The following is a 26159-nucleotide window of genomic DNA, read 5'->3' as shown; positions in this document are numbered from 1 at the left end:
GCGACTCCTTTGTCAGGGGTGCAGTGTCACGCCCCGCCGGCCTTGCGCGCTTGCACAAACTTGCGCTTTTTATCCGCCCGGGGCTGGCAGCGCACGGGCTACGGAGTAGCATGCAGCACACCGGCAGCCGCACCCATGTTGACGCCCCACCATGCACGCACTGGATACCCTGCAAGTCTTCCAAGCCCTGAACCGCTCGCCCAATGCTCGCCTGGAGCACAGCGCCGAGCTCGGTGACGGCTTGTCCGCAGCCTTGTGGAGCAACCATCACGACGCCCAGGAGTACGAGGCCCCCAGCCATCACACCCTGTCCTGCTACCTGGCCGGCGGCACCGGCACCTTCCGCCGCGACCAGCCGGGCAGCAAGGGCGGCCCGGGCAAGTTGTGCATCCTGCCCGCCGAGCACCAGTCGGCCTGGGTGATCAACGGTGATATTCGCCTGGCCCATCTGTACTTCAGCCCGGAGCAGTTCGCCCTGGGCTGCGTCACCCTGCTGGATCGCGAGCCCCGGGAACTGCAACTGCGCGAAAGCACCTTTCTCGACGACCCCGAGCAGACCCAGCGCTTTGCGCAGTTGGTCCGCCTGAACTGGGACGAACCCGGCGAGCGCCTGCTGACCAGCAGCCTGGCCCACGAAATGCTCAGCCATGCCCTGCTCAATCAAGTGGGCCAGCGCCAGGGGGCCCGGCTCAAGGGCGGGCTGGCCGCACACCAGCGACGGCTGCTGGTGGACTACATCGACAGCCAGCTGGACGCGCCCCTGAGCCTGGGCCAACTGGCGGGGTTGTGCGCCCTCTCCGAATACCACTTCGCCCGCATGTTCCGTGCAAGCTTCGGCCTGCCGCCCCACCAATACCTGCTAGCCCGACGCCTGAGCCGGGCCCGGCACCTGCTGCGCACCACCGCCCAGCCCCTGGGCGAGATTGCACTGGCCTGTGGTTTTGCCAGTGCCAGCCACTTCAGCAATCGCTTCCGCCACGCCCTGGGGGGCACGCCGGGAGACTACCGCCTGGCGTTCCTGCGCTGAGGCCAGGGTTACCTAAAACCCGCCTCTGCTTGCTCCTTCCTTATGCCAAAGCCCACGCTGACACGCCTGAGTCAGTAAGCGGTTAAAGTTCCTTACTTAAATAAGACAATTCTTACAAGCCAATTAAAAACCCCCTACATATCCCTCTCAGAAATATCACGCCCGGCAAGTTCTTATATGACACCAAAGAACACAATCAGGTAATTATTTTTATATTTTATTTATCACTTCATTCATGGAGCTGATGATTATTGTTTAAGCCCAGTTTCAACTTAGTCTTCGGACCTTGAGTGCCAGGCATTCCATAAATATCCCCCCCTTACAGGAGCCAATTACCTGAAATACCCGACAGACTCTTGCCCACAACAATTGACACACAACTTCCCCCCCCTGAGGCAATCCAACCTTCAACCATTGGATCCTTGAACAAACCAGCAACAACTCAGCCGTTAATCGCCTTACTCCAAAACAACAAAAACAGAGGACGATGAAATGCTTTCACAAAGTTTGCCACGGCAATGGGTCAGACACTCGCCCCTGCTGTGTGCCTCGATACTGGCCATTCCGGTAAAAGCCGAACTGCTCGAGGACAGCAGCGCACGCCTGGAACTGCGCAACTACTACTTCAATCGGGACTACCGCGAAGGCACTGCCCCTACCCGTGAAGAATGGGCGCAAGGTTTCCTCTTGCGCCTGGATTCGGGGTTCACCGAAGGCAGCCTCGGCGTCGGTGCCGAAGCCATCGGCATGCTCGGGATCAAGCTGGATTCCGCTCCTGGCCGGACCGGCACCGGGCTGTTGAAGGTGGCACGCAATGGCCGGGCAGAGGATGACTATTCGAAACTGGCCCTGGCCGGCAAGCTCAAGACCAGCAAGACCCTGTTCAAGTTCGGAACCCTGGTACCGCCGGTACTGCCGACTCTGAGACCCAATGACGGCCGCCTGTTTGCACAGATGTTCGAAGGCGGGCTGCTGACCTCCAATGAAATCGACAACCTGGAGTTTACCGCCGGGCGTCTGAGCCGGGTCCTGCAGCGCAACGCCACGCAGTACACACCGCTGACCCTGAACCCCTTGAACCGGCGCTTCGAGAAGCTGGGGGCCACCGCGGAACACTTCGACATGGCGGGCCTCGACTATCGGTTCCGCAAGCAATGGCTGGCTCGCGTGCATGTCGCCCAGTTGCAGGATATCTACCGCCAGCAGGTCTTCGCCCTGGTCAACAAGAGCCCCTGGGGAGCGGGGACGTTCAGCAGCGATCTGCGCTTGAGCCTGATGAACGACTACGGCAATGCCAAAGCCGGCAAGATCGACAACCGCGCCCTGCAGGGGTTGCTCGGCTATGCCTATAAAGGCCACAGCCTTGGCCTGACTTATCAGCGAATGTTGGGGGATACCGGGTATGCCAACATCCTGGGTACCGATGCCAACTTGATCAACTTGTCCGTACTGGGTGACTTCGCCAATGCCAAGGAGCGCTCCTGGGCACTTCGCTATGGCTATGACTTTGCCAACCTGGGCTTGCCGGGCCTGACTATCAATAGCCGCTATATATCCGGCAGCCATGCCGAGATAACCGGCAGCCAAAGCATTGGCAAGTCATGGGAGCTGGATAATGAATTGCGTTATGTCGTGCAACAAGGCCCGCTGAAGAACTTAAGTGTACGCCTGCGCAGTGCGCTCTATCGCTCCAACTCCGCCAAGAACTTCATTCGCGACACTGATGATACACGACTGATGTTCAACTACACCTGGAACATCAAGTAACCGGGCAACTGGAAGCATCATAAAAAATAAAACACTTAGAGGTGATATCCACATGCAACGTCTACTATCGAAAAGTTTGGCCAGCCTATTGTTTTTAAGCCTGATCAGCCCAGTCGAAGCCAAACAAACCGCTCAGCCGCAAAGCATCCCGGAGTTCCGACCGGGGTACTTGATCGGTTATCTGGAACAGCAGGACCTGCCCGATAGTCTTGCGCTGTTACCCCCACCTCCTGCGGTGGGGACTCCCGCCTTCGCCCTGGACCAGAGCCTGGCTGAAAAAAGCCAGGCCTTGCGTGGCAGCAAGCGCTGGGAGTTGGCCATCATTGATGCCAACCTGAAGTTCCCCGCCGCCGCAGAGACGTTTTCCTGTGCGCTGAATGCGCCGATCAGCGAACAGCAAACACCCGCGCTGTACAGAGTCTTGCGGCGCACCCTGGCCGATGCCGGGCTGGCCACTTCAAGCGCAAAGAAGCGCTACCAGCGCACCCGGCCCTTCGTCTACAACCAGCAGCCCAGTTGCACCCCGGAAGATGAGGCCAAGCTGGCCGCAGATGGTTCCTACCCGTCGGGCCACAGTGCAATCGGCTGGGCCTGGGCGCTGCTGTTGAGCGAACTGGCCCCCGAGTACGGCAACGCACTGTGGGCCCGTGGCCGGGCCTATTCGGAAAGCCGCATGGTGTGCAACGTGCATTGGTACAGCGATATCCATGAAGGCCGTGAGATCGGCGCGACCACCGTGGCACGCTTGCACGCCGACCCGACCTTCCAGGCCGATTTCGCCCTGGCCCGGCAAGAGCTGCTGGCCATTCGCGCCAAGGGCCTGAGCGCCAGCGGCGACTGTGCGGCGCAAGCGCAAGCCCTGGCACTTGGCGCCGACTAGGGTGCCAGGGTGAGGACCTTGAAGGTATTGGCATGAAATAGCGGGTCCGGCTTGGGTTCGGCCGGGCTCGCGGCCGGTTGGGTGAAGTCCATTGCTGCCAGGTAGACCCGCCGGGTACGCGGGTCGAACGCCATGTTGTAGGCCATGGGCTGGGTGCTGACGCTACCCAGGAGCTGGTAGCGGTCGGCATCGAGCTGGGCGACGACGCTGAGGTTGGCGTCCACCCCGCTGGCGATCAGCAAGCGCTGGGCCTGCGGGTCGTAGGCCAGGGCGTTGACGTCCCGGGTGATCGGCAGGCTGGCCTTGAGCGCACCGTTGTCGCGGTCGAGCACCAGCAGCACTGGCCGTTCACCACGGCAAGCGACGAACAACCGCCCCCGTTGTTCATCCTGGGCCAGGGCACTGGGCCGCGGGCAGTCGGGATACTGCCAGCGGTCCAGGACCTTGAAACTGCTGGAGGACAACCGCGCGACGATGCCCTCATCGCGCATCGGCAGGAAGAAACTGCCATCGCCCTTGAGCAGCAACGGGTCGATCTTCTTCACCGCCAGCTCATGGGCGGCGGTGATGCGCTCTTCTTTGGGATCGAAGACGAACAGGGTGGAACGATCGGCCCGGCGCCCGCTGACAATGATCACCTGCCCGGTGCGCGGCTCGTACACCGCGCTGTTGAGGTTGCTCTGGGTGACGGTGATGCGCTTGAGCGGCTTGAATGTGGATAACTCCACCACCCCCAGGCTGCCGTCGGTGTTCAGCACCAGCAGGCGGTCCAGCTCCGGTACCAACACCACACCATTGGCGCCCCGGGACTGTTCGAGGGTGCGCACCGGGCGCTGCTTGTCCACATCGAACACGCTCAGGCCGTTTTCCCGACGGGCCAGGAACAGGTAGGGCCGGGTCGGGTCCAGGGCGATGAAGCCCCAACTGCTGCCGGAGCCCGGCAGCTGCACTTGCTGTTCGCGGTGGTACAGGCGCTCATCCGCCGGCGCAGCCGCCTGGGCCACGCCACAGAACGCCAGGAGCACACTCAGGGCCAGGGCTTTCATCAGAACTCCAGGGTGCTGGACAGCGACACTTGGCGAGCGTCCCCCAGGGACACGAAGTACTTGCTCACCGAGGAGGTGTAGTAGGTCTTGTCGAACAGGTTCTTCACGTTGAGCTGGAACTTGACCTTCTGCCCTTCGACCTTGGTGTCGTAGGTGGCGAAGGCATCGGCCACGGTGTAGCCCGGCAGGTCGAAGCTGTTGGGCGCATCCCCGGCGCGCTCACCGACATAACGGGCACCGGCGCCGACCCGCAGGCGGTCGCCGCCGATCAGGCTGCCGAAGTCGTAGACCGCCGACAGCGAACCGGTGTTCTTGGCCACGTTCTGCAGTTGCTTGCCCTTGTACTGGGTGTCCTTGGTCACTTCGGCGTCGGTGTAGGCGTAGCTGCCAATCAGGCTCCACTGGTCGGTGAGCTGCCCGGTCAGGTCCAGCTCCAGGCCCTGGGAATGCACTTCACCGGCCACGCTGGTGACAGTCTCGGAGGCCGTGGCGGTGGTCACCAGCACGTTGCGCTTGGTGATGTCGAACAACGCCGCACTGGCGGTGATGCGCCCTGGAATGTCGAGCTTGGCCCCCAGTTCCCAGGACTTGGCTTCTTCCGGTGCGATGGAGCCGTCCAGCACCACGCTGCCACCGGCCAGCTGGGCAATGCTGGAGTTGGGTTTGAACGACTCGGTGTAGCTGCCGTAGAACGACAGCTGGTCGGTGTAGCGGTACACCAGGCCGGCGCGGGGCACGAACTTCTGCCCGTTGCTGTCGGTATTGGCGTGGAACGGCCGGCCCTTGCCCGCGTACTGGTCGTATTCCTGGAAACGCCCGCCGCCCACCAGGATCCATTGGTCGGTGAGGTGGATGGCATCCTGGAAGAACAGCGAGTCACTGCGCAGCAGGTCGGTCTGGTCGCTGTCCGGGGCGCTGACGTTGGTCCCCGCCACTTGCTGGCCGTACACCGGGTTGAGGTAGTTGAAACTGGTGTTCTTGCCGCGGATCAGGTCGGCGCGGTAGATCTTGCGGTACTCGTCGTCCAGGCCGAACACCAGGTCGTGCTGCATGCCGCCCAGTTGCACCTTGCCTTCCAGGCTGACGGTGGCATAGCGGTCGGTGGTCAGGGCATTCTTGGTGCCGTCCATGGTCCGGGTCAGGGTGCCGTTGGCGTTCACCGCGGTCAGGCGCACCTGGCTGGCGTCGTAGGTTTCACGGTTCCAGCTGTAGCCGAAGTGGGCCTTCCAGTCGTCGCTGAGCTCGTGATCGACCTCGAAACGATACAGGTCCGAACGCCCTTCCATGTTGTTGAACGGCTCGTCCAGGCGCCGGGTGGCCGGGATGTCCAGCGGGTGGTTGGTCTTGGGGTCGATGGCCGTGCCGCGGTCGAACGGGGTCAGGAATTCGCGATGCTCATAGGCCAGCAGCACCTTGGTGCGCTCGCCGTACCAGGCCAGGGACGGCGCCACCAGGGATTCGCGGTGGGTGCCGAAGTTGCGCCAGTAGTCTTCGTCTTCGTGGTCGACGATCAGCCGGTAGGCCAGCCCGGAATCCCCCAGCGGCCCGGTGGTGTCCAGGCTGCCACCGCTGCCGTTCTTGCCCGAACCGTAGGTCGAGCCGCGCACGGTCAGGGCCGTGGACTGCTGCAACTCGGGTTTCTTGCTGACGATGTTGATCACCCCGCCCGGGTCCTGGATGCCGTACAGCAGGGAGGACGGGCCCTTGATCACTTCCACGCGCTCGGCCGTGGCGTTGAGGGAGCGCCCCTGCACCACCGGCATGCTGTCGCGCATGATCGAGCCGTTGCGGTTGTCGCCGAAACCGCGCAGGAGCACCGCGTCCTGAGTGCCGCCCAGGGTGTTGGTCTGGGTGATGCCACTGACGTTCTTCAGGGCGTCATCCAGGTTGCGCGGGGTCTGGTCGCGCAGCACCTGGGCCGGGATCACGTTGATGATCTGCGGGATTTCCTGGTTCAGCGCCTGGGAGCGGGCCACCGAGGTGGTGGCCGGCGGCTGGTAGCTGGTGCTTTCGTCGACGCCCTGGGTGGTGATGCTGGAAGTCCCCAGGTTCAGCCCGGCACCTTGGGGCAGGGGTTCGAGAACCAGGGTATGGGCGTCGCTGCGGCGATAGGTGAAACCGGAATTGCCCAAGAGACGCTGCAAGGCCTGCTCGGCACTGAGCTGGCCGGTGACGGCCGGGGCCTTGAGGTTGTAGGGCGCCTCGTCGGTGTAGACCACGCTGATCCCGGTGACCCGGGTGAAATCGCTCAGGGCCTGGGGTAGCGGCTTGGCCGCGATGGCGAAGTTGAACAGCGCACTGTGCTGCTCGCTGCCGGCCTGGGCCGCCAATGCCACGCTCAGGGGCAGCAGGGCCAACCCCGAAACCACCAGCGCCGAAGCGCCGAACCACCGTTTGACCGAACCGTTTACCGCCGAATTTGCCCTGGACTTCATGCTGGAGACTCGTGTGTAAAAGCACCGCGAATGCGAATTAGTCGCACTTTCAAGCACTACACGTATCTCGCAGGCAAAGACCTCAGCATTTTTTTGAAAATATTTTCAGGGCGGCGAAAACGCCCCCGCCCGATGCATCCCCTGTAGCCAGTGCCGCAGGCTGCGATCGGGCTGGGCGGCACTCTGACGAAGCGATCGAGGCGCTCGTGAGGCCGCAGGAGGTTTGACGGGAGACCGTCAAGCAAGGTCCTGCGGACCTTTTCGCAGCCTCGCAGGCTCGGCAGCGGCTACAGCGCTCGTTACAGGGATCGCTGGATGCGCCCGGCACTGGTGCTGGAGCCCACGGGCTTGCCCTGCTGGTCCATGTCCTTGAGGTAGTGCAGCATCGCCTCCAGGTCGCTGACCCCCAGGTCGCTGCGGTTCAGGCCGCTCTTGAACAGGCTGAAGCGGTCGCCGCCATCGGCCAGGAAGCCGTTCATCACCAGCCGGTAGTTCGCGCCGGCCTGCAGCGGCTTGCCGTTGAGGCGCACGCTGCCGGGGACGACACGGCTGTCCGGCGGGCGCTTGGGGTCCCAGCGATAGGTGAAGCCCTGGGACACTTGCAGGATGTTGGCATCGTCCGCGCCCTTCCATTGCTGGTTGAGCACCTGTTCGATCTGCCGGCCCGTGAGGTCGAAAGCGATCAGGTTGTTGTTGAACGGCTGCAACGTCGCCAGTTGCCCGTAGTTGACCCGGGTCTGCCCGGGCTCCAGGGCCAGGTCGCTGCGAATGCCGCCGGTGTTCATGAAGGCGATCTGTGCGCCGTTGGCCCGGCCGCCGGCCAGATGCGCGTCGGCAATCAGGTCACCGATGGGCATTTCCCCGGCCGCGTCGGCACGCCGGGCAATCGGCGAGGCGGCAATCGCCCCCACCGGCTTGAGCAGCACCTGGTTGCTACGGGCCTCGACCTCCTGTTGCAACTGCGCCAGGGCCGGGTCCTGTGGATAACGGGCCGGATCGGCCAGCAGGTTGAGGGCCTGGATGCTCGCCACCCGGTGCTGGCCCGGGGTCACTTGCAGGGTCAGGTGGGTCAGCAGGTGGCCGTAGGAATTGCCTTGGGTCACCAGCAGCGGCCCGACCTTGCACAGGTAGCCCTGGTGCGAGTGGGCGCTGATCAGCACGTCCACCGCCGGGTCCAGGCGCTTGGCCACGTCGACGATATCGCCGCCGAGCTGCGAGCAGTCCTGCTTGTCGAACGGCTCCGGGGTCGAGCCGCCCTGGTGCACCACGGCGACGATGGCGTTGACACCCTGGGCATTGAGTTCGGGGATCAGCTTGTTGATGGATTCGGCTTCATCGACCACCTGCAAACCGCGCATGCCCTTGGCGCTGACCACCGAGGCCACGTCCCGCAGCACCGCACCGACAAAGGCCACCTTGACCCCGCGCACCTCTTCGATGCGGTAGGCCGGCAGCAACGGCTTGCCAGTGTCGCTGTCCAGCAGGTTGGCCGCCAGGTAGGGGAAGCCGCTGCCGGGGTAGTTCGGGCGGAACTGGCAGGCCTTGTCCGGCCGCGACGACTGGCAGCCTCCATTGAGCTGGCGCAGGAACTCGGCCTTGCCGTTGTCCAGTTCGTGATTGCCGATGGCGCTGAGTTTCATGCCCATCTGGCGCAGGGCGTCCAGGGTCGGCTCGTCGGCCCACATGGCCGACAGCGGCGGGCTGCCACCCACCAGGTCACCGGCGCCGATGAACAGCAGTTGCGGGTCCTGCTGGCGCAGTTGGGCAAGCATGCCGCCCAGGGTAGCGATGCCGCCGGCCGCAAGCTTGCGCACGCCGCCCGGGGCCTGGGGGTCCTTGTAGCTGAAGGGGTTGGCTTGCAGGTAGCCGTGCAGATCGTTGATGGCGACGATGTTCACCGCCACCGGTTGCGGCGGTTCAGACAGCGAGCTGCAACCGGCCAGGGTGACCAGGGCCAGAGTCAGTGCCCCCAGCATCCGGGGCATGGGACGAAGACGGGACATGAAAGAAATCCTTGGTAGATCAGCGAAAAAAAGCCGCTGGCGCAGGCCGATCAGGCAGAGAACAGCGCTGGGAACAGCGCCGGCTTCGCCGTCGATCGCAGCCCGTGCCCGCGGCAGCGGCTACAGGTCAGGTCATCAGGCAGGTTGCAGGCTGCCGTGGACCACCTGGGGTGCGGGCGGGGCCTTCAGCGCGGTGCCCATGCCGGCGCGCAGCAGCAAGATCTTCAGGTGGTCGGTGATGCGCTCGACCCGGTCCTGGAAGTGGTTGTGGAAGATCATGCTGCCCAGGGCAATGGCGATCCCCAGGGCCGTGGCATACAGCGCGGTGCCGATACCCTTGGACACTTCGCCCGGGTCGCTGACGCCGGTCTCGGCCAGGGCCTTGAAGGTGTCGATGATCCCCAGGATGGTGCCCAAGAGGCCCAGCAAGGGCGCAGCGGTAACCACGGTTTCCAGCAGCCACAGGCCATGCATCAGCTTGCTGCGGGTGGCGATGTAGATCGACTCGCTGAGATCTTCCAGGTCCTTGTGGCTGGCCAGCCCCTGCTTGTGGGCAAACAGCTCGGCGACCATTTCCAGGGGCAGGCTGTTGCGCTCGCGCAGCGGGGCGGGCAGATCGTCGACGCTGTGCATCTTCGGGTTGAGCACGGTCTCCAGTTTCTTCGCCTGACGCAGGCTGAAGCTGAAGTAGATGCCCCGCTCCACCGCGATGAAGGCGGCAATCGCGGCAGCGCCGTACATGGTGTAGAAGGTGATGTCGTGCAGCAGATTCATGTCCATCGTCATTTCCTCTTGTGCCTGAATCGAATCAGAACGCAGCTTCCAGGGAGACCATCGCGGTGCGTTCTTCACCCACGTTGTAATAGGCGGTGCTTGGCGCCAGGCCATTGGTCCTTACCGAGTTGAAAGACACGGTGCGTACCGACGCCAGGTATTCCTTGTCGAACACGTTGAGCATCGAGAAGCGCAGGGTCGCGGACTTCAGCACCTTCTTGTCCACCGGCAGGTGGATACCGGCATTGAGGTCGAACACGGTGCGTCCGGAGATCTTCTCGTCGTTGGTCAGGTCGCCGTAGAAGGCGCCGACGTACTTGCCCACCACGTTGCCGTAGTAGAGCGAATCGTCGTAGCCCAGGCTCAGGTTGAACATGTTTTCCGGAACGTTGGTCAGCTGTTTGCCGGACGTCGGCAGCAGCACGTTCTTGTTGGTCAGGTCATCCATCTGCTCGGACTTGGTGTAGGTGTACGAGGCGTAGTAGTTGAAGTTGTGCGGCAAGCGGCCGCTCCACTCCAGCTCCAGGCCACGGTTCTTCACTTCGCCGACGTTGGCCACGACGTAGTCGCCATTGAGGTCGGTGGTGGAGATCTGCCGGTCCTTGAAGGTGATGTAGAACAGGGTCGCGCTCAGGGCCATGTTCTCCTCGCTGTAGCGCCAGCCCAGTTCCTGATTCCAGCTCAGCTCGGGTTTCAGGCTGATGGAATCACCCTTGTTGTACAGCACGTAGTTGGGCGGCGTGCGCATGTTGCGGGTGACGTTGTAGAACGCCTGGTTGTTAGGGTCCACCTGGTACTTGGCGTTGAAGCTGGGCAGGAACTCGTGGTACTTGGCGTCGCGTTTTTCCGGCTTGTCGGTGAGGCTGCCCAGGTTGTTGCCATCACGCTCCACGTACTGGTAGGCCAGGGCCCCGGTGAGGGTCAGGTCCGGGGTCGCCTGCCAGGTGTCCTGCACCCAGAGTTTCTGCGCCGGGGTCACGGTGTACTGGTGGCGGCCCTGGACCGTCACGCCGTTGCGGTCCACCAGTTGATCGGAGCCGTTGTAGTCGCCCCAGACGTTTTCCGGAGCGCCGTTGCCCTTGATGCCGATGAAGGGCTGGGTCTGGCGCTGGCGGGCGCGCTCGTACCAGTAGCCCACGTCCAGGCTGTGCTCTTCGTTGAGGTCCCACTTGAGCTTGGTGGTCATGCCGGGGCGCCAGGTCTCGGTCCACGAAGGCCGGTAGTAGGTGCCGCTGGGCAGCCCGCTCAGGTCATAGTTGCCGGCCCGGCTGGAGGTGCTGGACAAGGTGGTGGCGGTCTGGCCGCTGAAACTGCCGCCGTTGGACCAGACGTAGTACGGGTTGAAGGTCAGGCTCAGGTCGTCGCGCAGCTGGAAGCGCTGGGTCACCGAGGCGGTCACGCTTTCGAAGGGATTGCGGTTGAGCTTGTAGGACTGGGACACGCTGCCGTTCTTGAACGCGGTGCTTTCCGAGTAGTCCAGGCGCCGGCCCTGGGTCTGGAACTGGGACTTGCTGACGCTGTTGTAGTTGTAGTTTTCCTGCAGGTTGTACTTGACGATGGCGTTGGTGGAGTTGCCGTTGCCGTCTTCGAACAGGGTGTTCCACTCGATCTTGTCGGCCCGCAGGGTGCCCTTGCCCTTCCACTTGTCACCTTCGGTATGGGACGCCGAGACCCAGGTCTTGAAGCCCCCCAGCTCGCCGGTGTTGAGGCGGGCAAAGGATTTGCGCAGGTTGTTGGAACCCACAGACTGCTTGACGAACACCCCGAAATCCTTGGTCGGGCGCACGGTCACCAGGCCGATGTTGCCACCGCTGGAACCGATGTGCGGGCCGTCGGCTTCGGACGAACCCTGGGTGACGAAGACTTCACTGAAGTTTTCCGGGTCGCCCATCAGGTTCGGGTAGATGCTGTAGTCCCCCGAGTCGTTGATCGGGAAACCGTCGGCGGAGAGCCCGACCTGGTCGGAGTTCATCCCGCGCATGGTGAAGTTGGTGCCGCTCAGGCCCGAGGCGTCGGTGCTGGAAACGTTGATCCCCGGGGTGTACTTGAGCTTGTCCACGGCGTTGGCGGTGGGGGCCATCTGATCCATGGCCTCCTTGGTCACGGTGGAGCGGCCCTTGGCGCTTTCTTCCTTGATCATGTGGCCGTTGCCCAGGGTCTGTTTACCAGCAACGTTCACCGAACCTACGTCCACGGTATCGTCGGCCAAAACCAGTGGCGCAAAACTGCCCAGGCCCGATGCCAGAAGCAGGGCATAAAGTTTATTGATCTTCACGGGTCAATCCCTTGCTTACAACTTTCGTTAATAGGTGATGGGTTTATTCCACGTTGTAACTAAAGGTCGCGGTAAAACGTTGCTTGTTCTTGCCGGAGAACGCGTCCGAGGGAAACGGCGAAACTTTCTCCACGCGGCGCAAACTGGTTTGCGCCGCGCGATTGAGCAACATGTTCGGCGCCTTGTTTTCGATGCCACTGTCGAGCACGTTGCCGGCCCGATCGACTTCCAGCCAGATCACCACATCGCCCTGGGGACGTTGCAGCGAGGCCTCGCGGCCGCTGGGGTATTGCTTGTGCTTTTCCAGTTCCTTGCGCAAAGCGGCGGTGTACAGACTTTCCTTGATTGCACTACTGGGCGCCGCGGGCGCGGTGGCCGGAGCAGGTACGGGAGCCGGTGCGGCCACCGGTTTCGGCGCGGCGGCCACTGCGGGCTGCGGCGCGGTGGGGGCGTTCTGGGCCACGGCCGGGGCCGGGGCCGGCTTGGGTGGCGCAGGCTTGGCCACCATGGGCTTGGGCACCGGCGGCTTGGGCTTGACCACCGGCTTGGGTTTCGGCGGCTCGATCACCAGCGGTTCTTCCTCCGGCACCACCTGCGGCGGCTCGGGCTCGATGGGCAACGGCTCAGGCGGTGGCGGTGGTGGCTCGGCCGCCGCTAGCAGTTCGGCGGCATCGACCAGGGCGATTTCCACGGTGCTTTCGTCATACACCGGCTTGATCTGCAACTGCTGCAACTGGCTGGTATAGATCACCAGCAGCAACAGGCCAGCCGGCAGCAGGCACGCAAGCAACTTGCGAGTTCTATAGAGACTGAACATGGCGTCAGGACTTGCGTGTAGCGATGGAGACGGAAGAGAAGCCATTGCCCTTGAGCAAGTCCATCACCGAAACCAGGCGTTTAACTTCCACGCCCTGATCGCTGTTGATAATGATCACCAACTTTTCACTGCTGTCGTTCAACACTTTGAGTTGCGCCAGCAATGCACTTTCATCCAGGTCCTGGCCATCGAGTTGCAGGCGCTCTTGCAGACCCAGGGTGATCACTGCCTTGTTTTGCGGCTTCAACTGTTGCGCGGTACTGGCGACCGGCAACTGCGTCTTGATCCCTACGGCCGGGATCACGTTGAGGCTGATGAGTACGAAGAACACCAGCAGAAACATCATCACATCGATCATCGGAATGATCTCGATATGAGCTTTTTTCTTTTTAGCTACATCCCAGCTGCGCATCGTCTTGCTCCCGCTTCAGCTATCCCTCCCTTGTGAGAGCTGAATCACAACCCTCGCCGATCCTGACCATGTGCTCAGGAATGCGCAGATCATCCCCGTCTGATGTAACGGTTTGGTGACAGAACGGAGTGATAACGATGAATGTTCGGGGGCTCTGGGACGCGGTTCTCAGCGCAGGACGATGAACCTCCCGAGAACCCGATGCTGCTGGAAGCCGAGCACCGCCTGCAGTGAATCGAGGACCGCCTGCGGGTCCTTGCTGGAGAAACTGCCACTGATGCGCCGCGCCGCCAGTTCATCGTTGAGCAGCAGGATACGCCCGGGGAAATAGCGCCGCAGGTCGTCCACCACCTCGGCCAGAGGCGCGTGGTAATAGTTCAGCCAGCCCTGGCGCCAGGCCAGTTGCGCCTCACTGTCGACAGCGTGCAGCGGGGCCGCAACGCCATGTCCGTAGGCCACTTGCTGCGCGGCGCCGAGCACCTGCTGCGCCGCGCCCTTGGCCGGCGTGACCCCCACCCGGCCGGACAGCACCGTGACCTGGGCCCCGCCCGGCTGCAGGCGCACTTCGAACTGGGTGCCCAGCACCCGCGCCTCCCCCTCTTGCGCGTCCACCACAAAGGGCTCGCCGGTGTGGCTGACGCTGAAGAAACCGGCGCCGCGACGCAGCTGCACATGGCGCTCGCCGCGGCTGAAATCCACGGCAATGGCGCTGTCGGCATCCAGGGTCACCTGGCTCTGGTCGGCCAGGATCAGGGTGCGCACCTGGCCCGGCGCGGAAACGTAGTCGGCCCCCAGGTCATCGACCCAGCGCCCGGGCTGCCAGCCGGCGCCCAGGGCCACCGCCAGCAATACACTGGCGGCCAGCGCCAGCCCCGCCGACCAGCGCCGTCGGGCCCGGCCCCTGGCAGCATCCATGGAACGCAGCAGGCCGTGCAGGGCAAAGGCGTCTTCATCGGCCAGGGTGCGCGCCGGCTGCTCGCTCAGCTCCCACACCACCTGGGCCTGGGCATAGGCCTCGATATGCGCGGGGTCGGCCTGCAACCACTGGCTGAAGGTGGCCTGGTCGCCACTGCTGGGCTGATCGTGGAGCAGGCTCAGCCAGGCCAGCGCGGCCTGCTCCTGAGCGGGCGTCGGGCAGATACTCGTGCGGTGGTTCACGGTGCATTCCTTGGCGTGCGCGTGCCCGGGGCTTCCCGCAGGCTGGCCTTGCAGGCTTCGAGGGCGCGCATCATATGTTTTTCCACGGCGCTTTGGGACAAGCCCAAGGCCTTGGCGATCTCGGCGTACTTGCGCCCGTGGATGCGGTTGAGCAGGAAGATCTGCCGGGTGCGCTGCGGCAGGCTGCGCAGGGCCGCTTCGACATGCCGCAGGTCGTTGCCGGCTTCCAGCGCCGCCTGGGGCTCGCTGCCCTGGTTGTCCTGCTGCTCTGGCAGCCAGCCTTCATTGACCCGCACTCGCGCGCCCTCGCTGCGCAGGTGGTCGATGGCGATATTGCCGGCGCAACGCAGCAGGTAGGTGCTGAGTTCCTCGACCTGCACCAGGGGCCGGCGCCAGAAGCGCAGGAACAGGTCCTGCACCAGGTCGGCGGCGGTGGCCCGGCAACCGACCCGGCGGCTGACCAGGGCCTCCATCTGCGAACGCTGGGACAGGAACACCTGGAGAAAATGCGCACGGCTGCCCTGCGGATCAGGGTGATCCCCCTCGGCAGGCTCCGGTGGCAGGGTGCTCATCATCGTCGGTCCGCTCAGAAGTGGGCCAGGGCCGCGACCGGGCTGGCCAGCAGGCTGGCCCCCGCCATCGTCAGCACCAGGCGCGGCCGATAGGGCAACAGCAGCACCAGCAGCAAGGCGCTGAACATCAGCACCGCGCACCACTGCACCAGCCCCAGGCTCCAGCCGGTGCCCTGCACTGCTGCTGCCAGCGACAGGCCCAGCAACAGCCAGCCGCCCAGGCGCAGGCCGTGGCGGCGCAGGGCCGAAGGCTTGTGCCCGAGCAGCTCACCGTGATGCCGGTCCAGGGACAGGCACAGGCCGGTGAATCCGGCAAAGCACAGCAGCAGCGCCAGCAGCATTCAGTTCACCTCGGTGTCAGGGGCCGGTGGCCGATGTCGTGCGGCACGGGCCGCCGCCGGCTGGCCGCGATGCATCTTGCGCGCCGCCCAGGCCAGGAACAGGCCGCTGCCCAGGCAGGTCAGGTCGAAGCCCGCCAGCATCCAGTCGCCGCGGACCATGAGGCCGTCGGCCCGGCTCGGGCTGGTCAGGACGTCCAGCAAAGGAATGCCGGCGAACAGCAAGGCCGCCAGGCTCAGTTGCTCGACCCAGGCACGACGCTCCGGCCGCAGCACGGCATGCAGCAAGCTCAGGCCCCACAGCATGAAGAAGCCGTTGACCTCCCAATCGGCACGTTCGGCCAGGGTCACCGGCAACAGCCGGTTGGCCCAGAAGAATCCGGCCACAGCCAGCACCAGCCCGGCCATGCTGGCCAGGTTCAGCACCTGCACCAGACGCAGCTCGAAGGGCAGCGCCGGGCTCCTGGCGTGCTTGAGCTGGCGCTTGCCGAGCCAGAGCACCAGGCCGGTGCCGATCATCGCGGTGCTTGCCAGGCCACAGGCGAAGTACAGCCAGCGCAACAGCGGACCGGCGAACAGCCCCATGTGCAAACCATAGAAACTGCCGCTGATGACCTTGGGCAGGGATTGTTCCGGACTGGCCTGCAACAGCTGGCCACTGACCCCGTTGAACGACAGGGTGCTGCCCCCATCGCGCACCACCCGGTCGGCGCTGTGGCGCATGACGTGCACCGAAGCGTTGGCATCCCCCGGGTGATTGATCACCAGCCGCTGCACCCGGCCCCCCGGCCAATGGTCCAGGGCCTGTTCGAGCAGCGGGTCGAGGGCGGTCAGGGGCGCTGCCCGACCGGCCGCCGGGGTGTTGTTGCTGGCCGGCCGCAGGTCCTTGAAGTAGGCGTTGCTGTCACCCTTGTAGGCCACCTGGATGCTCGCCGGCATGACCATGGACATGAAGATCACCAGGCTGCTGTAGGTGATCATCAAGTGGAACGGCAGCACCAGCACGCCCAGCGCGTTGTGCCCGTCGAGCCAGGTGCGCTGGCCCTTGCGCGGGCGGAAGGTGAAGAAGTCCTTGAAGATTTTCTTGTGGGTGATGATGCCGCTGATCAGCGCCACGAACATCACCATGGCCGCCAGGGTCGAGAGCCAGCGACCCCAGGGATAGGGCATCTGCAACTGGAAGTGGAAGCGGTAGAAGAACTCGCCGCCACGGGTATCGCGCACATGCACTTCGCTGCCGGTACCGGGGTCCAGGAGCTTTTCCGTGAACACCCCGCGCTCGCCGGGGGCGCTCGGCGCCTGCCAGGCCACCGCCAGCAGCGGCTGGCGCGGGTCCGGCAGGTCGATGAACCAGCGCTGGGCGCCCTGGCCGTGCTGTTCCAGGTAGCGCTGGGCCAGCTCCAGACTGACGTCGGCGTTCAGGGCGCGGGCCGGCGCCTCGGGCTGCATCCAGTGGGTGATTTCCGCCTTGAAGTAGGACAGGGTGCCGGTGAAGAAAATCGCGAACAGCAACCAGCCCAGCAGCAGCCCGCTCCAGGTGTGCAGCCAGGCCATGGATTGCCGCAACCCCTCCTTCATGACCAGGCCGCCCAGTAGAGACTGCCGCTCACCAGCGCCAGCACCAGGCTCGGCAGCAATACCCCGGCCCAGGCCTGCCAGGCACTGCGACAGGCGAAGCACCAGAGCACCGCCAGCAGGTAGAACACGAAGGACAGGAGCATCCCGCTGAGCACGGCATCGACCCTGGGGCCAGGCAGCAACAGGGTCAGGCAGACACTGGACAGCGCCGCCAGCAGGTAGCCCCCCAGGACTGCGGCGCAGACCCGCGAGGCAACCGCCAGACGATAGGAAGCGGGGAGCCCGCCGGCCTTGCTTTTCATGTTTGGACCTGGATACGAAGGGAGAAGCCCGGGATGCCACGCAAGCACCCGGAGCCAACAGGCGCACGATAATAATGATAAATATTCTCATATGCAAAAAAGCCCAGGCACAGCCACTGGCTGCCGGCGATGCGGGCGGATTGCCGAATGCCATATCGCCCCACTACAATGCGAACAATTCTTGTTCTCTTATGCGCCAGCTCGGTGCAGGAGCGTCCGGCTTGTCCCACACCGCTACCGTCGAAGGCCTCTACCAGGCCCATCACAGCTGGTTGAACACCTGGTTGCGGCGCCGGCTCGGCTGCCCCCACAGCGCCGCAGACCTGGCCCAGGACACCTTCATCCGGGTACTCAGCGCCCGGGAAACACCGGCCCTGATCGAACCCCGGGCGTTTCTCACCACCATCGCCAAGCGCGTGCTGTTCAACCACTACCGGCGCCAGGACCTGGAGCGTGCCTATCAGGAAACCCTGGCGCAGATGCCTGAACAGGTGGCGCCCTCCGAGGAAGAGCGGGCCATCATCCTGCAAACCCTGATGGATCTGGACAGCCTGCTCGACGGCCTGCCGCGACCGGTCAAGCGAGCCTTTCTGCTGTGCCAGCTGGACGGCCTGACCTACGGCGAAATCGCCCGGGAGCTGAACATCTCCATCGCCACGGTCAAACGCCACCTGAACAAAGCGGCGATGCGCTGCTACTTCGCCCTGTGAGTGCCTCGATGAACCCACACCTCAATGGCCAGCCCGATTTCAGCAACCAGGTGGCCGAACAGGCCGTGCACTGGCTGATCGAAATGCAGGGCGGGCCCTTGAGCCCGCGCCAGCAACAGGCCTGGCAGCAATGGCACGATGCCCACAGCGAACATCAGCGGGCCTGGGAGCATATCCAGCGCGTCAACCAGCGCCTGCGTGGCCTGTCTTCACCCCTGGCCCACGCCGCCCTGAACGCGCCGAAATCCGCCAGCCGGCGCCAGGCACTGAAGCTGTTGCTGATTCTCGGCGCCGGCTCGGCCGCCGCCTGGGGCCTGCGCGAACACAACCCGCTGCCGCCACTGCTGGCGGATTACCGCAGCCCCCTGGGGCAGCGGCGCAAACTGCAACTGAGCGACGGCAGCCAGTTGCAGCTCAATACCAGCAGCGCGGTGGATGTGCGCTTTGATGGCCAGCAACGGCTGATCCGCCTGCTGGAGGGCGAGATCATGCTCACCAGTGCCAAGGATGCCCGGCCGCTGCGGGTGCAGACCGCACAAGGGCAGGTTAGCCCGCAAGGCGCGCGGCTGAACCTGCGCCAATTCAAGCATTACACCCAACTGGCGGTGTTCTCCGGAACCGTCGGCGTGACGCCCCTGGACTACGCCACAACCCCGCCCCAGGTGGCGGCCGGGCAGCAACTGAATTTCACCGGCAACAGCTGGCAAGCTCCCCGGGCCCTGGATGCCGGCAGCGGCGCCTGGAGCGAAGGCATGCTGGTGGCAGCGCACATGCGCCTGGCGGACTTTCTCGACGAACTGGGGCGCTACCGCCGCGGTCAGCTCAACTGTGATGCACAGGTGGCGGACCTGCTGATTTCCGGCAGCTACCCCCTGGATGACAGCGAGCGGATTCTCGACCTGCTGGAGATCAGCCTGCCGGTCAAGGTACGTCGCTTCACCCGCTATTGGGTCACCGTCCAGGCCCGCACCTGACGGCACTCTGTCGCCGCTGCCGCGGGCTGCAACCGGCTCCGCAGGGGACGCGCCCTTGACCCGGGCCTCACCCAAGCCCCCGCAAACCAATCGCCGCCCGCCCCGGCACCGAAAAAAAACCACCGCCCATGAGCCGTTTCCCCAGGATCAAGTGACAGAGAAGGAAAGCCACCTTGATTCCCCCTTCTCAGGACCCACCTTCATGACCGAGCAACCCACCTGCCTCACGCCTCTGGCCCGTACCCTGCGCCACTTGCTGCTGGGGGCCAGCCTGAGCCTGGCCAGCCTGCCCCTGGTCCAGGCCGCCGAGGCCCAGGCCCAGAGTTATCACATCGCCCCGACCTCGCTGGAAAACGCCCTGAACCAGTTTGGCCGGCAAGCCGGGGTGCTGATCTCTTTCGGTTCACACGTCACCAATGGCGTGCAAAGCCGTGGCCTGCAAGGCCAGTACAGCCCGCAGGAAGGCCTGAACGTTCTGCTGCAAGGCACCGGCCTGCAAGCCCGGGCCGAGGGCAGCAATGCCTTCAGCCTGCAACCGGCCAGCCCCGAGGCCGCTGCGCAGCCGCTGCACCTGGGCGCCTCCAGCGTGGTCGGCGACTGGCTCGGCGATGCCCAGCAAAGCGATGTGTTCGAGCACCCAGGGGCCCGGGACGTGATCCGTCGCGAGGAGTTCGAACGCCAGGGCGCCACCCAGGCGCGGGACGTGCTCAATCGGATTCCCGGGGTCAACGCACCGGACAACAACGGCACCGGCAGCCACGACATGGCGCTGAACTTCGGCATCCGCGGCCTCAATCCGCGCCTGGCCTCGCGCTCCACGGTGCTGATGGACGGCATCCCGGTACCCTTCGCCCCCTATGGTCAGCCGCAACTTTCGTTTGCCCCCATCAGCATGGGCAACATGGATGCCGTGGACGTGGTGCGCGGTGGTGGCGCGGTGCGCTATGGCCCGCAGAACGTCGGCGGCATCGTCAACTTCGTGACCCGGGCAATTCCCGACGCGCCGACGGTCAAGGGCGGCTTCCAGACCGAAACCAGCCCCTCCTCCAGCCATGACGGCTTCAAGACCACCGGCAACCTGCTGGCCGGTGGCACCGCCGACAACGGCCTGGGCGGCGCCCTGCTGTACTCCGGCACCCGCGGCGGCGACTGGCGCGAACACAGCGACACGCAGATCGACGACCTGATCCTCAAGGGCAAGTACCAGCTCGATGAAGCCAACAGTTTCAATGCCATGGCCCAGTACTACGAAGGTGAGGCGGACATGCCCGGCGGCCTGAACGTGGCGGACTACAAGGCCGACCCTTACCAGTCGACCCGCCCCTACGACAAGTTCTGGGGCCGGCGCACGATGTTCAACGTCGGCTACCGCTACCAGGAAGATCGCCGCGAATTCACCGTCAACAGCTTCTTCACCAAGACCCTGCGCAGCGGTTACCTGGACCAGGGCAGCTTCCTCTCCCTGTCGCCTCGCGAATACTGGGTACGCGGCCTGGAAACCCGTTTCGCCCAAGGCTTCGACCTGGGAGACAGCAGCCACGAAGTGGGCGTCGGCTACCGCTACATCAACGAAGCCGGTCATGAACTGCGCTATCGCACGCCGCTGACCGCCAACCAGCAACTGCCCACCAGCAACAGCCGCAATGACCGCGACACCCGTGGCGGCACCGAGGCCCATGCGTTCTTCGTCGATGACCGGATCGATATCGGCAAGTGGACCCTGACCCCGGGCATCCGCTACGAGATGATCGAGTCGCAGCAGAGCAACAACCTCACCCACGTCAAATACAAGGGTGACTACAACACCGCGCTGCCGGCGCTGAATGTGATGTACCACCTCAACGAGAGCTGGAACCTCTACGCCAACACCGAAGGCTCCTTCGGCAGCGTGCAGTACAGCCAGATGCCCAACCGCGTGGCCAGTGGCGAGGTCAAGCCGGAGAAAGCCCGCACCTGGGAACTGGGCACCCGCTATGACGACGGCACCCTGCGGGCGGAGATCGGCGCTTTCCTGATCAACTTCGACAACCAGTACGACAGCAACCAGACCAACGACACGGTGATCGCCCGGGGCGAGACTCGCCACCAGGGTATCGAGAGCAGCGTCAGCTACGCCCTGGATGACCTGGCCCCGGCGCTGGCGGGCTTCGATGTCTACGCCACCTACGCCTATGTCGATGCCACCATTCGTGAAGACGGCCCGAATAAGGGCAACCGCGTGCCCTTCTCTTCCAAGCACAAGGGCACCCTGGGGGTGAGCTATACCGAAGGCCCATGGAAGCTCAACCTCGACAGCAGCTACCAGAGCAGCCAGTTTGCCGACAATGCCAACACCCGTGCCGAAAGCGCCGATGGCAGCACCGGGCGCATCCCCGGCTACATGCTGTTCAGCACCCGCGCCGGGTATGACTTCGGCCCGCAACTGTCGGACCTGAACGTGGCGGTGGGGGTGAAGAACATCTTCAACCACCAGTACTTCACCCGTTCCTTCGACGACAACAACAAGGGCAAGTACGTAGGCGAGCCACGCACGCTCTATGTGCAGACCTCCGTGGCGTTCTGATTAATTTTCCCCACAAAGCAAAACAGGCCTGCAATGCAGGCCCGTCCGGTTGGGGGGTGAAACTCGGCCGTCAGCTATTGAGCGCGGCCTGTTGGTTCTCCAGGAATTCTTCTTCGAGCAGGGCATCTGCCTCGCTGCCATCGGCTGTGGGCACCGCTGCCGCACGTTTGCCGCGCAATTTGCCGAACATGTGCTCCAGGGCACTTTCCAACTTGACGGTGGCGCCGTCGAGGGCCTGCTCCAGGGTGTCGGCTTTGTGGGTCACGGAAACCGGTTGGTGACCTTTCGGACGGGCTTCCAGCTGGCAGCGCATATCGTCCGGACCCGACTTGCCGCCGTTCTCGTCCCGCAGGTGGACCACTACCCGGGTCAGGTCTTCTTCGTAGCGTTCGAGCGTGCTTTCAACGGTGCTGCGCACCCACTCCTCCATCCGAAGGCTGCTTTGAATATGGTTATCGCTATGGACTTGGATTTGCATAGTTCTTCCCTTATTTCAGCTTGCTCGTAAGAGGGTCAAGGCAATGCGTATGAACCTGCATTTCATGACCTCTTGATTACACAATTAGGCACGGCGACGAACATTTCAACCCCTTAAAAAAGATAAATATTCATACGCAAATAAAGCCGGACAAACCGCAAAGGCGCTGTTAAGGTCGGGAGTTAGCCCGCCCCATGCGTCAGTCAAAACTGCTCACAGCTGCTCCTCGCCCAGAGGGTGCAAGCCGCGAAAGATCTCCGCTTCCTCCACCAGCCAGTCATGCACCGCGCGTACGCCCGGATGGCTCAGTGCGCCCGGCGCATAGAGCAGCACGTAGCGTTTGTGGTTGGGCACCGCCAGGCCGAAAGGCACGATCAGGGTGCCACGCTCCAGTTCGTCATTGAGCAGGGTGCGCCGGGCAATCGCCACGCCCATGCCGGCAATCGCCGCCTCGATGGTCAGGTGGTTGCGATTGAAGGTATGGCCACGACGCACGTCCGCGCCCTCGAAGCCGATGGCATTGAGGTAGAACTCCCACTCGGCGTATTCATAGCTGCCGCGCCAGGCGGTGATGTCGTGCAACAGCGCAAAGTGCGCCAGGTCCGCCGGACCGTGCAGCGGCGGGCGCCCACGCAGCAGGCTCGGGGCGCACACCGGGAAAACCTGCTCATCCAGCAACGCGGTGGACTGCAAGCCGGGGTAGCTGCCGTCGTTCAGGTCGATGGCCAGGTCGAAGTCGCCCTCGTGCAGGGCCACGCTGCTGTCTTCGGCCACCAGCCGCAGCTGGATCTCCGGATAACGCTGCTGCAGGCGCGGCAGGCGCGGAGTCAGCCACTTGCCGAGAAACGACGGGATCGAGCGCAAGCGCAAGGTCCCCCCGATCATCCCCGCATCCAGGCGCCGCAGTTCCGCGTCGATGCTGCCGTAGGCCTCGCTCACCGTCAGCGCCAGCCGCTGGCCTTCGGCACTCAGCTCCACCCCCCGGGGCCGCCGGTGAAACAGGCGAAAACCCAGGCGTTCCTCCAACTGGCGGATCTGCTGGCTGACCGCCCCCGGGGTGATGTGCAGCTCTTCTGCACAACGGGTAAAAGACAGGTGCCGCGCGGCACAGGAAAACACATGCAGCCAGACATAGGTCTGGGCATGAAATTGTCGGCTCATCGTTTAGCCCTGCTAAAGGATCTCTTAGGAAGTTTCGTTGGTCAGTGCTGACCGAGGCGGGCAGTATCGCCGACATTGCGCTTGGCCTACAAAAAATGGCAGCGATCCACCTTCCATTGCTTGTAAGGCTTTAGCATGGCTATCAGTGTTTTCGATCTCTTCAAAGTCGGTATCGGCCCCTCCAGCTCCCACACCGTGGGCCCGATGCGCGCCGCCGCGACCTTCGCCCAGGCGCTGTTCGAGCAGGGCCTGCAAGACCAGGTGCAGCGGGTACAGATCCGTCTCTATGGTTCGCTGTCCGCCACCGGCGTCGGCCATGCCACAGACCGCGCCAGTGTCATGGGGCTGATGGGGGAATGGCCAGACAGCATCGACCCCACCAGCATCAACCCGCGCATCCAGCAGTTGCGCGACAGCGGCCAACTGCTGCTGGGTGGGCACAGCCCCATTGCCTTTGACTGGCAGCAGGACCTGCTCCTGCTGGACGAAAGCCTGCCCTACCACCCCAACGCCATGTCCCTGACCGCCTTTGGCGAGCAGGGCAAGCTGCTGGAGCAGACCTACTACTCGGTGGGTGGCGGCTTCATCATCGAAGCGGCCCAGGTCGAGGCCGGTGCCGAAACCACCACCGGCGTCCAACTGCCCTACGACTTCAACAGTGCCGCTGAACTGCTGGCCCTGTGCAAGACCCATAAGCTGCGGGTCGGCGAACTGATGCTGGCCAATGAACGGGCCTGGCGCAGCGACGCCGAGATCCGCAGCGGCCTGCTGCACATCTGGTCGGTGATGCGCGAATGCGTGGAACAGGGCCTGCGCCACGAAGGCATCCTGCCCGGCGGCCTCGAGGTACCCCGCCGCGCCGCCAAGCTGCACCGCAGCCTGCTGGAAATCGGCAAGCCGAATGTCATCACCTCGACCCTCTCGGCCATGGAGTGGGTCAACCTCTATGCCCTGGCCGTGAACGAGGAAAACGCCGCCGGCGGGCGCATGGTCACCGCGCCCACCAACGGCGCGGCGGGGATCATCCCGGCGGTGCTGCACTACTACATGAAGTTCAACCCGCAGGCCTGTGACGACGACATCCTCAACTTTTTCCTCGGTGCCGCCGCCGTGGGCATCCTGTGCAAGAAGAACGCCTCCATCTCCGGCGCCGAAGTCGGCTGCCAGGGCGAAGTGGGCTCGGCCTGCGCCATGGCCGCCGCCGGGCTGGCGGAAATCCTCGGGGCGACCCCGGAGCAACTGTGCAATGCCGCGGAAATCGGCCTGGAGCATAACCTCGGCCTGACCTGCGACCCCGTAGGCGGGCTGGTGCAGGTGCCCTGCATCGAACGCAACGCGATTGCCGCGGTGAAGGCGATCAACGCCACCCAGATGGCCCTGCGCGGCGACGGCAAGCACTTCATCTCCCTGGACCGGGTGATCCGCACCATGCGCGATACCGGCGCCGACATGCATGACAAATACAAAGAGACTTCACGGGGCGGCCTGGCGGTGAGCTGGGTGGAATGCTGAGGAGCCTTCCCTGACCGTCCGCACTACGTGAGCCCGAGCAAAAATAATAACGAGGCGATAACGATGACCGATGTACCGACACCTGCTGCCCAAAACCCTGCTGTAGCCACACCCCGCGACACCACCAGCGCCCGCCAAGGCTGGAGCAAGCACGACACCACCTGGATGCTCGGTCTGTATGGCACTGCCATCGGCGCTGGCACCCTGTTCCTGCCGATCAACGCCGGGGTCGGCGGCTTCTGGCCGCTGATCGTGCTGGCGCTGCTGGCCTTCCCCATGACCTTCTTCGCCCACCGCGGCCTGACCCGCTTCGTTCTTTCCGGACGCTCCGGAGACATCACCGAAGTGGTCGAGGAGCATTTCGGGGTCGGCGCCGGCAAGCTGATCACCCTGCTCTACTTCTTTGCCATCTTCCCGATCCTGCTGGTGTATAGCGTCGCGCTGACCAACACCCTGAGCAGTTTCATGGAACACCAGCTGCACATGACTCCACCGCCGCGGGCGTTGCTATCGCTGCTGCTGATCCTCGGCCTGATGGCCATCGTGCGCTGCGGCCAGGGCGTGATCGTGCGGGCCATGAGCCTGCTGGTCTACCCGTTCGTCGCCGCGTTGCTGCTACTGGCCCTGAGCCTGATCCCCAACTGGAACGGCGCGTTCTTCGCCTCGGCCGGCGAAGGCATGCCCCTGCCGCTGTTCTTCAAGACCCTGTGGCTGGCGATCCCGGTGATGGTGTTTTCCTTCAACCATTCGCCGATCATCTCGGCCTTCGCCCTGGATCAGAAGCGCCATTACGGCCCGCAGGCCGAAGCCAAGAGCAGCGGTATCCTGGCCACGGCCCACGGCATGATGGTGCTGACCGTGATGTTCTTCTGCTTCAGTTGCGTGCTGGCCCTGTCGCCGGCGGACCTGGTAGCGGCCAAGGAACAGAACATCTCGATCCTGTCCTACCTGGCCAACCACTTTCAGACCCCGGTGATTGCCTATGCCGCCCCGCTGATCGCCCTGGTGGCCATTACCAAGTCGTTCCTGGGCCACTACATCGGCGCCAGCGAAGGCTTCCAGGGCCTGATCGTGAAAAACCTGCGGGGTCGCTCGCTGTCCTCCAGCAGCCTGGAAAAGATCACCGCGCTGTTCATGATCCTCACGTGCTGGGCCGTGGCCACCTTCAACCCGAGCATCCTGCACATCATCGAGACCATGGGCGGACCGGTAATCGCCTGCCTGCTGTTCCTGATGCCGATGTATGCGATCCGGCGGGTGCCTTCACTGCGCCAGTATTCGGGCCAGTTGTCGAACCTGTTCGTGGTGCTGATCGGGCTGGTCGCACTGTCTGCGATCATTTATTCAGTCGTGCCCTGAATCGGGCCGGGATAAAAA

The 26159-nt window shown here is 63.9% G+C and carries 22 protein-coding genes; 8 read left to right on the top strand and 14 right to left on the bottom strand.

Translation table 11 applies throughout. From position 1 onward, the window contains the following. The first annotated feature begins 151 nt into the window (after window positions 1-151). The 3 genes from ABCR88_RS05225 to ABCR88_RS05215 all read left to right on the top strand — a co-directional run bounded on the left by ABCR88_RS05225 (window position 152) and on the right by ABCR88_RS05215 (window position 3674). Window positions 152-1027 (top strand): AraC family transcriptional regulator, encoded by an 876-nt coding sequence (locus ABCR88_RS05225; protein WP_011059353.1) that lies wholly within the window; start codon window positions 152-154, stop codon window positions 1025-1027. 492 nt (window positions 1028-1519) lie between these two features. Continuing rightward, window positions 1520-2794, top strand: a complete 1275-nt coding sequence (locus ABCR88_RS05220; protein WP_350404200.1) for an OprD family porin — start codon at window positions 1520-1522, stop codon at window positions 2792-2794. Window positions 2795-2846: 52 nt separating this feature from the next. Beyond that, window positions 2847-3674: a phosphatase PAP2 family protein gene (locus tag ABCR88_RS05215; protein WP_350404199.1), complete on the top strand. Its 828-nt coding sequence runs from the start codon at window positions 2847-2849 to the stop codon at window positions 3672-3674. On the opposite strand, the gene ABCR88_RS05210 is transcribed toward ABCR88_RS05215, so the two are convergent. The 12 genes from ABCR88_RS05210 to ABCR88_RS05155 all read right to left on the bottom strand — a co-directional run bounded on the left by ABCR88_RS05210 (window position 3671) and on the right by ABCR88_RS05155 (window position 17384). Next, the gene (locus tag ABCR88_RS05210; RefSeq protein ID WP_053156434.1) at window positions 3671-4720 is read right to left on the bottom strand and encodes a hypothetical protein; all 1050 of its coding nucleotides are present in this window, start codon (window positions 4718-4720) and stop codon (window positions 3671-3673) included. The genes ABCR88_RS05215 and ABCR88_RS05210 overlap by 4 nt on opposite strands. Continuing rightward, entirely contained in the window at window positions 4720-7155 is a 2436-nt protein-coding gene (locus tag ABCR88_RS05205; RefSeq protein WP_053156431.1) for a TonB-dependent receptor, read from the bottom strand. Before ABCR88_RS05205 ends, ABCR88_RS05210 begins: the two co-directional genes overlap by 1 nt. Window positions 7156-7454: 299 nt before the next feature. Further along, window positions 7455-9158 (bottom strand): bifunctional metallophosphatase/5'-nucleotidase, encoded by a 1704-nt coding sequence (locus tag ABCR88_RS05200; RefSeq protein WP_350404197.1) that lies wholly within the window; start codon window positions 9156-9158, stop codon window positions 7455-7457. A 135-nt stretch (window positions 9159-9293) separates the two neighbouring features. Further along, window positions 9294-9938, bottom strand: a complete 645-nt coding sequence (locus ABCR88_RS05195) for a MotA/TolQ/ExbB proton channel family protein (RefSeq protein WP_011059347.1) — start codon at window positions 9936-9938, stop codon at window positions 9294-9296. Window positions 9939-9966: 28 nt separating this feature from the next. Further along, on the bottom strand, window positions 9967-12207 hold the full coding sequence (locus ABCR88_RS05190; protein ID WP_350404196.1) for a TonB-dependent receptor: 2241 nt from the start codon (window positions 12205-12207) through the stop codon (window positions 9967-9969). Window positions 12208-12250: 43 nt separating this feature from the next. After that, window positions 12251-13024, bottom strand: a complete 774-nt coding sequence (locus tag ABCR88_RS05185; RefSeq protein ID WP_325985527.1) for an energy transducer TonB — start codon at window positions 13022-13024, stop codon at window positions 12251-12253. A 4-nt stretch (window positions 13025-13028) separates the two neighbouring features. Then, window positions 13029-13436, bottom strand: a complete 408-nt coding sequence (locus ABCR88_RS05180) for a biopolymer transporter ExbD (protein WP_011059344.1) — start codon at window positions 13434-13436, stop codon at window positions 13029-13031. A gap of 168 nt (window positions 13437-13604) precedes the next feature. Then, on the bottom strand, window positions 13605-14594 hold the full coding sequence (locus ABCR88_RS05175) for a FecR family protein (protein ID WP_236183792.1): 990 nt from the start codon (window positions 14592-14594) through the stop codon (window positions 13605-13607). Further along, window positions 14591-15169, bottom strand: coding sequence for an RNA polymerase sigma factor (locus ABCR88_RS05170; RefSeq protein WP_041116030.1), 579 nt, complete (start codon window positions 15167-15169; stop codon window positions 14591-14593). Before ABCR88_RS05170 ends, ABCR88_RS05175 begins: the two co-directional genes overlap by 4 nt. An 11-nt stretch (window positions 15170-15180) precedes the next feature. Continuing rightward, window positions 15181-15507 carry a DUF3325 domain-containing protein gene (locus tag ABCR88_RS05165; RefSeq protein WP_015634213.1) on the bottom strand — a complete coding sequence of 109 codons (327 nt, stop codon included), beginning with the start codon at window positions 15505-15507 and terminating at the stop codon, window positions 15181-15183. Next, window positions 15508-17082, bottom strand: a complete 1575-nt coding sequence (locus ABCR88_RS05160; protein WP_350404195.1) for a PepSY-associated TM helix domain-containing protein — start codon at window positions 17080-17082, stop codon at window positions 15508-15510. Beyond that, a complete protein-coding gene (locus ABCR88_RS05155; RefSeq protein WP_041116026.1) occupies window positions 17079-17384 on the bottom strand; it encodes a DUF3649 domain-containing protein in 306 nt (101 codons plus the stop codon). Before ABCR88_RS05155 ends, ABCR88_RS05160 begins: the two co-directional genes overlap by 4 nt. 221 nt (window positions 17385-17605) lie before the next feature. Here ABCR88_RS05155 and ABCR88_RS05150 point away from each other — a divergent pair, with 221 nt between their 5' ends. The 3 genes from ABCR88_RS05150 (at window position 17606) to fecA (ending at window position 21631) form a co-directional block, all read left to right on the top strand. Beyond that, on the top strand, window positions 17606-18094 hold the full coding sequence (locus tag ABCR88_RS05150; protein ID WP_019093370.1) for a sigma-70 family RNA polymerase sigma factor: 489 nt from the start codon (window positions 17606-17608) through the stop codon (window positions 18092-18094). Window positions 18095-18102: 8 nt separating this feature from the next. Then, a complete protein-coding gene (locus ABCR88_RS05145) occupies window positions 18103-19068 on the top strand; it encodes a FecR family protein (RefSeq protein ID WP_350404194.1) in 966 nt (321 codons plus the stop codon). 202 nt (window positions 19069-19270) lie between these two features. Next, window positions 19271-21631, top strand: a complete 2361-nt coding sequence (gene fecA / locus ABCR88_RS05140; RefSeq protein ID WP_041116022.1) for a TonB-dependent Fe(3+) dicitrate receptor FecA — start codon at window positions 19271-19273, stop codon at window positions 21629-21631. A 70-nt stretch (window positions 21632-21701) separates the two neighbouring features. Here the strand turns inward: fecA and ABCR88_RS05135 are convergent, their stop codons facing one another. After that, window positions 21702-22109, bottom strand: a complete 408-nt coding sequence (locus ABCR88_RS05135) for an HPF/RaiA family ribosome-associated protein (protein WP_011059335.1) — start codon at window positions 22107-22109, stop codon at window positions 21702-21704. A 213-nt stretch (window positions 22110-22322) separates the two neighbouring features. Continuing rightward, window positions 22323-23270, bottom strand: a complete 948-nt coding sequence (locus ABCR88_RS05130; RefSeq protein WP_350404193.1) for a LysR substrate-binding domain-containing protein — start codon at window positions 23268-23270, stop codon at window positions 22323-22325. A 135-nt stretch (window positions 23271-23405) separates the two neighbouring features. Between ABCR88_RS05130 and ABCR88_RS05125 the strand changes: the two genes are divergently transcribed. Then, on the top strand, window positions 23406-24782 hold the full coding sequence (locus ABCR88_RS05125; protein WP_169892778.1) for an L-serine ammonia-lyase: 1377 nt from the start codon (window positions 23406-23408) through the stop codon (window positions 24780-24782). Between the two features lie 63 nt (window positions 24783-24845). Then, window positions 24846-26141 (top strand): serine/threonine transporter, encoded by a 1296-nt coding sequence (locus tag ABCR88_RS05120; RefSeq protein WP_041116018.1) that lies wholly within the window; start codon window positions 24846-24848, stop codon window positions 26139-26141. The last annotated feature ends 18 nt before the right edge of the window (window positions 26142-26159 follow it).

It is taken from the genome of Pseudomonas sp. W17, from assembly GCF_040268305.1.
GTDB lineage: Bacteria > Pseudomonadota > Gammaproteobacteria > Pseudomonadales > Pseudomonadaceae > Aquipseudomonas > Aquipseudomonas protegens.
This window is presented reverse-complemented; position numbering and strand designations above follow the sequence as displayed.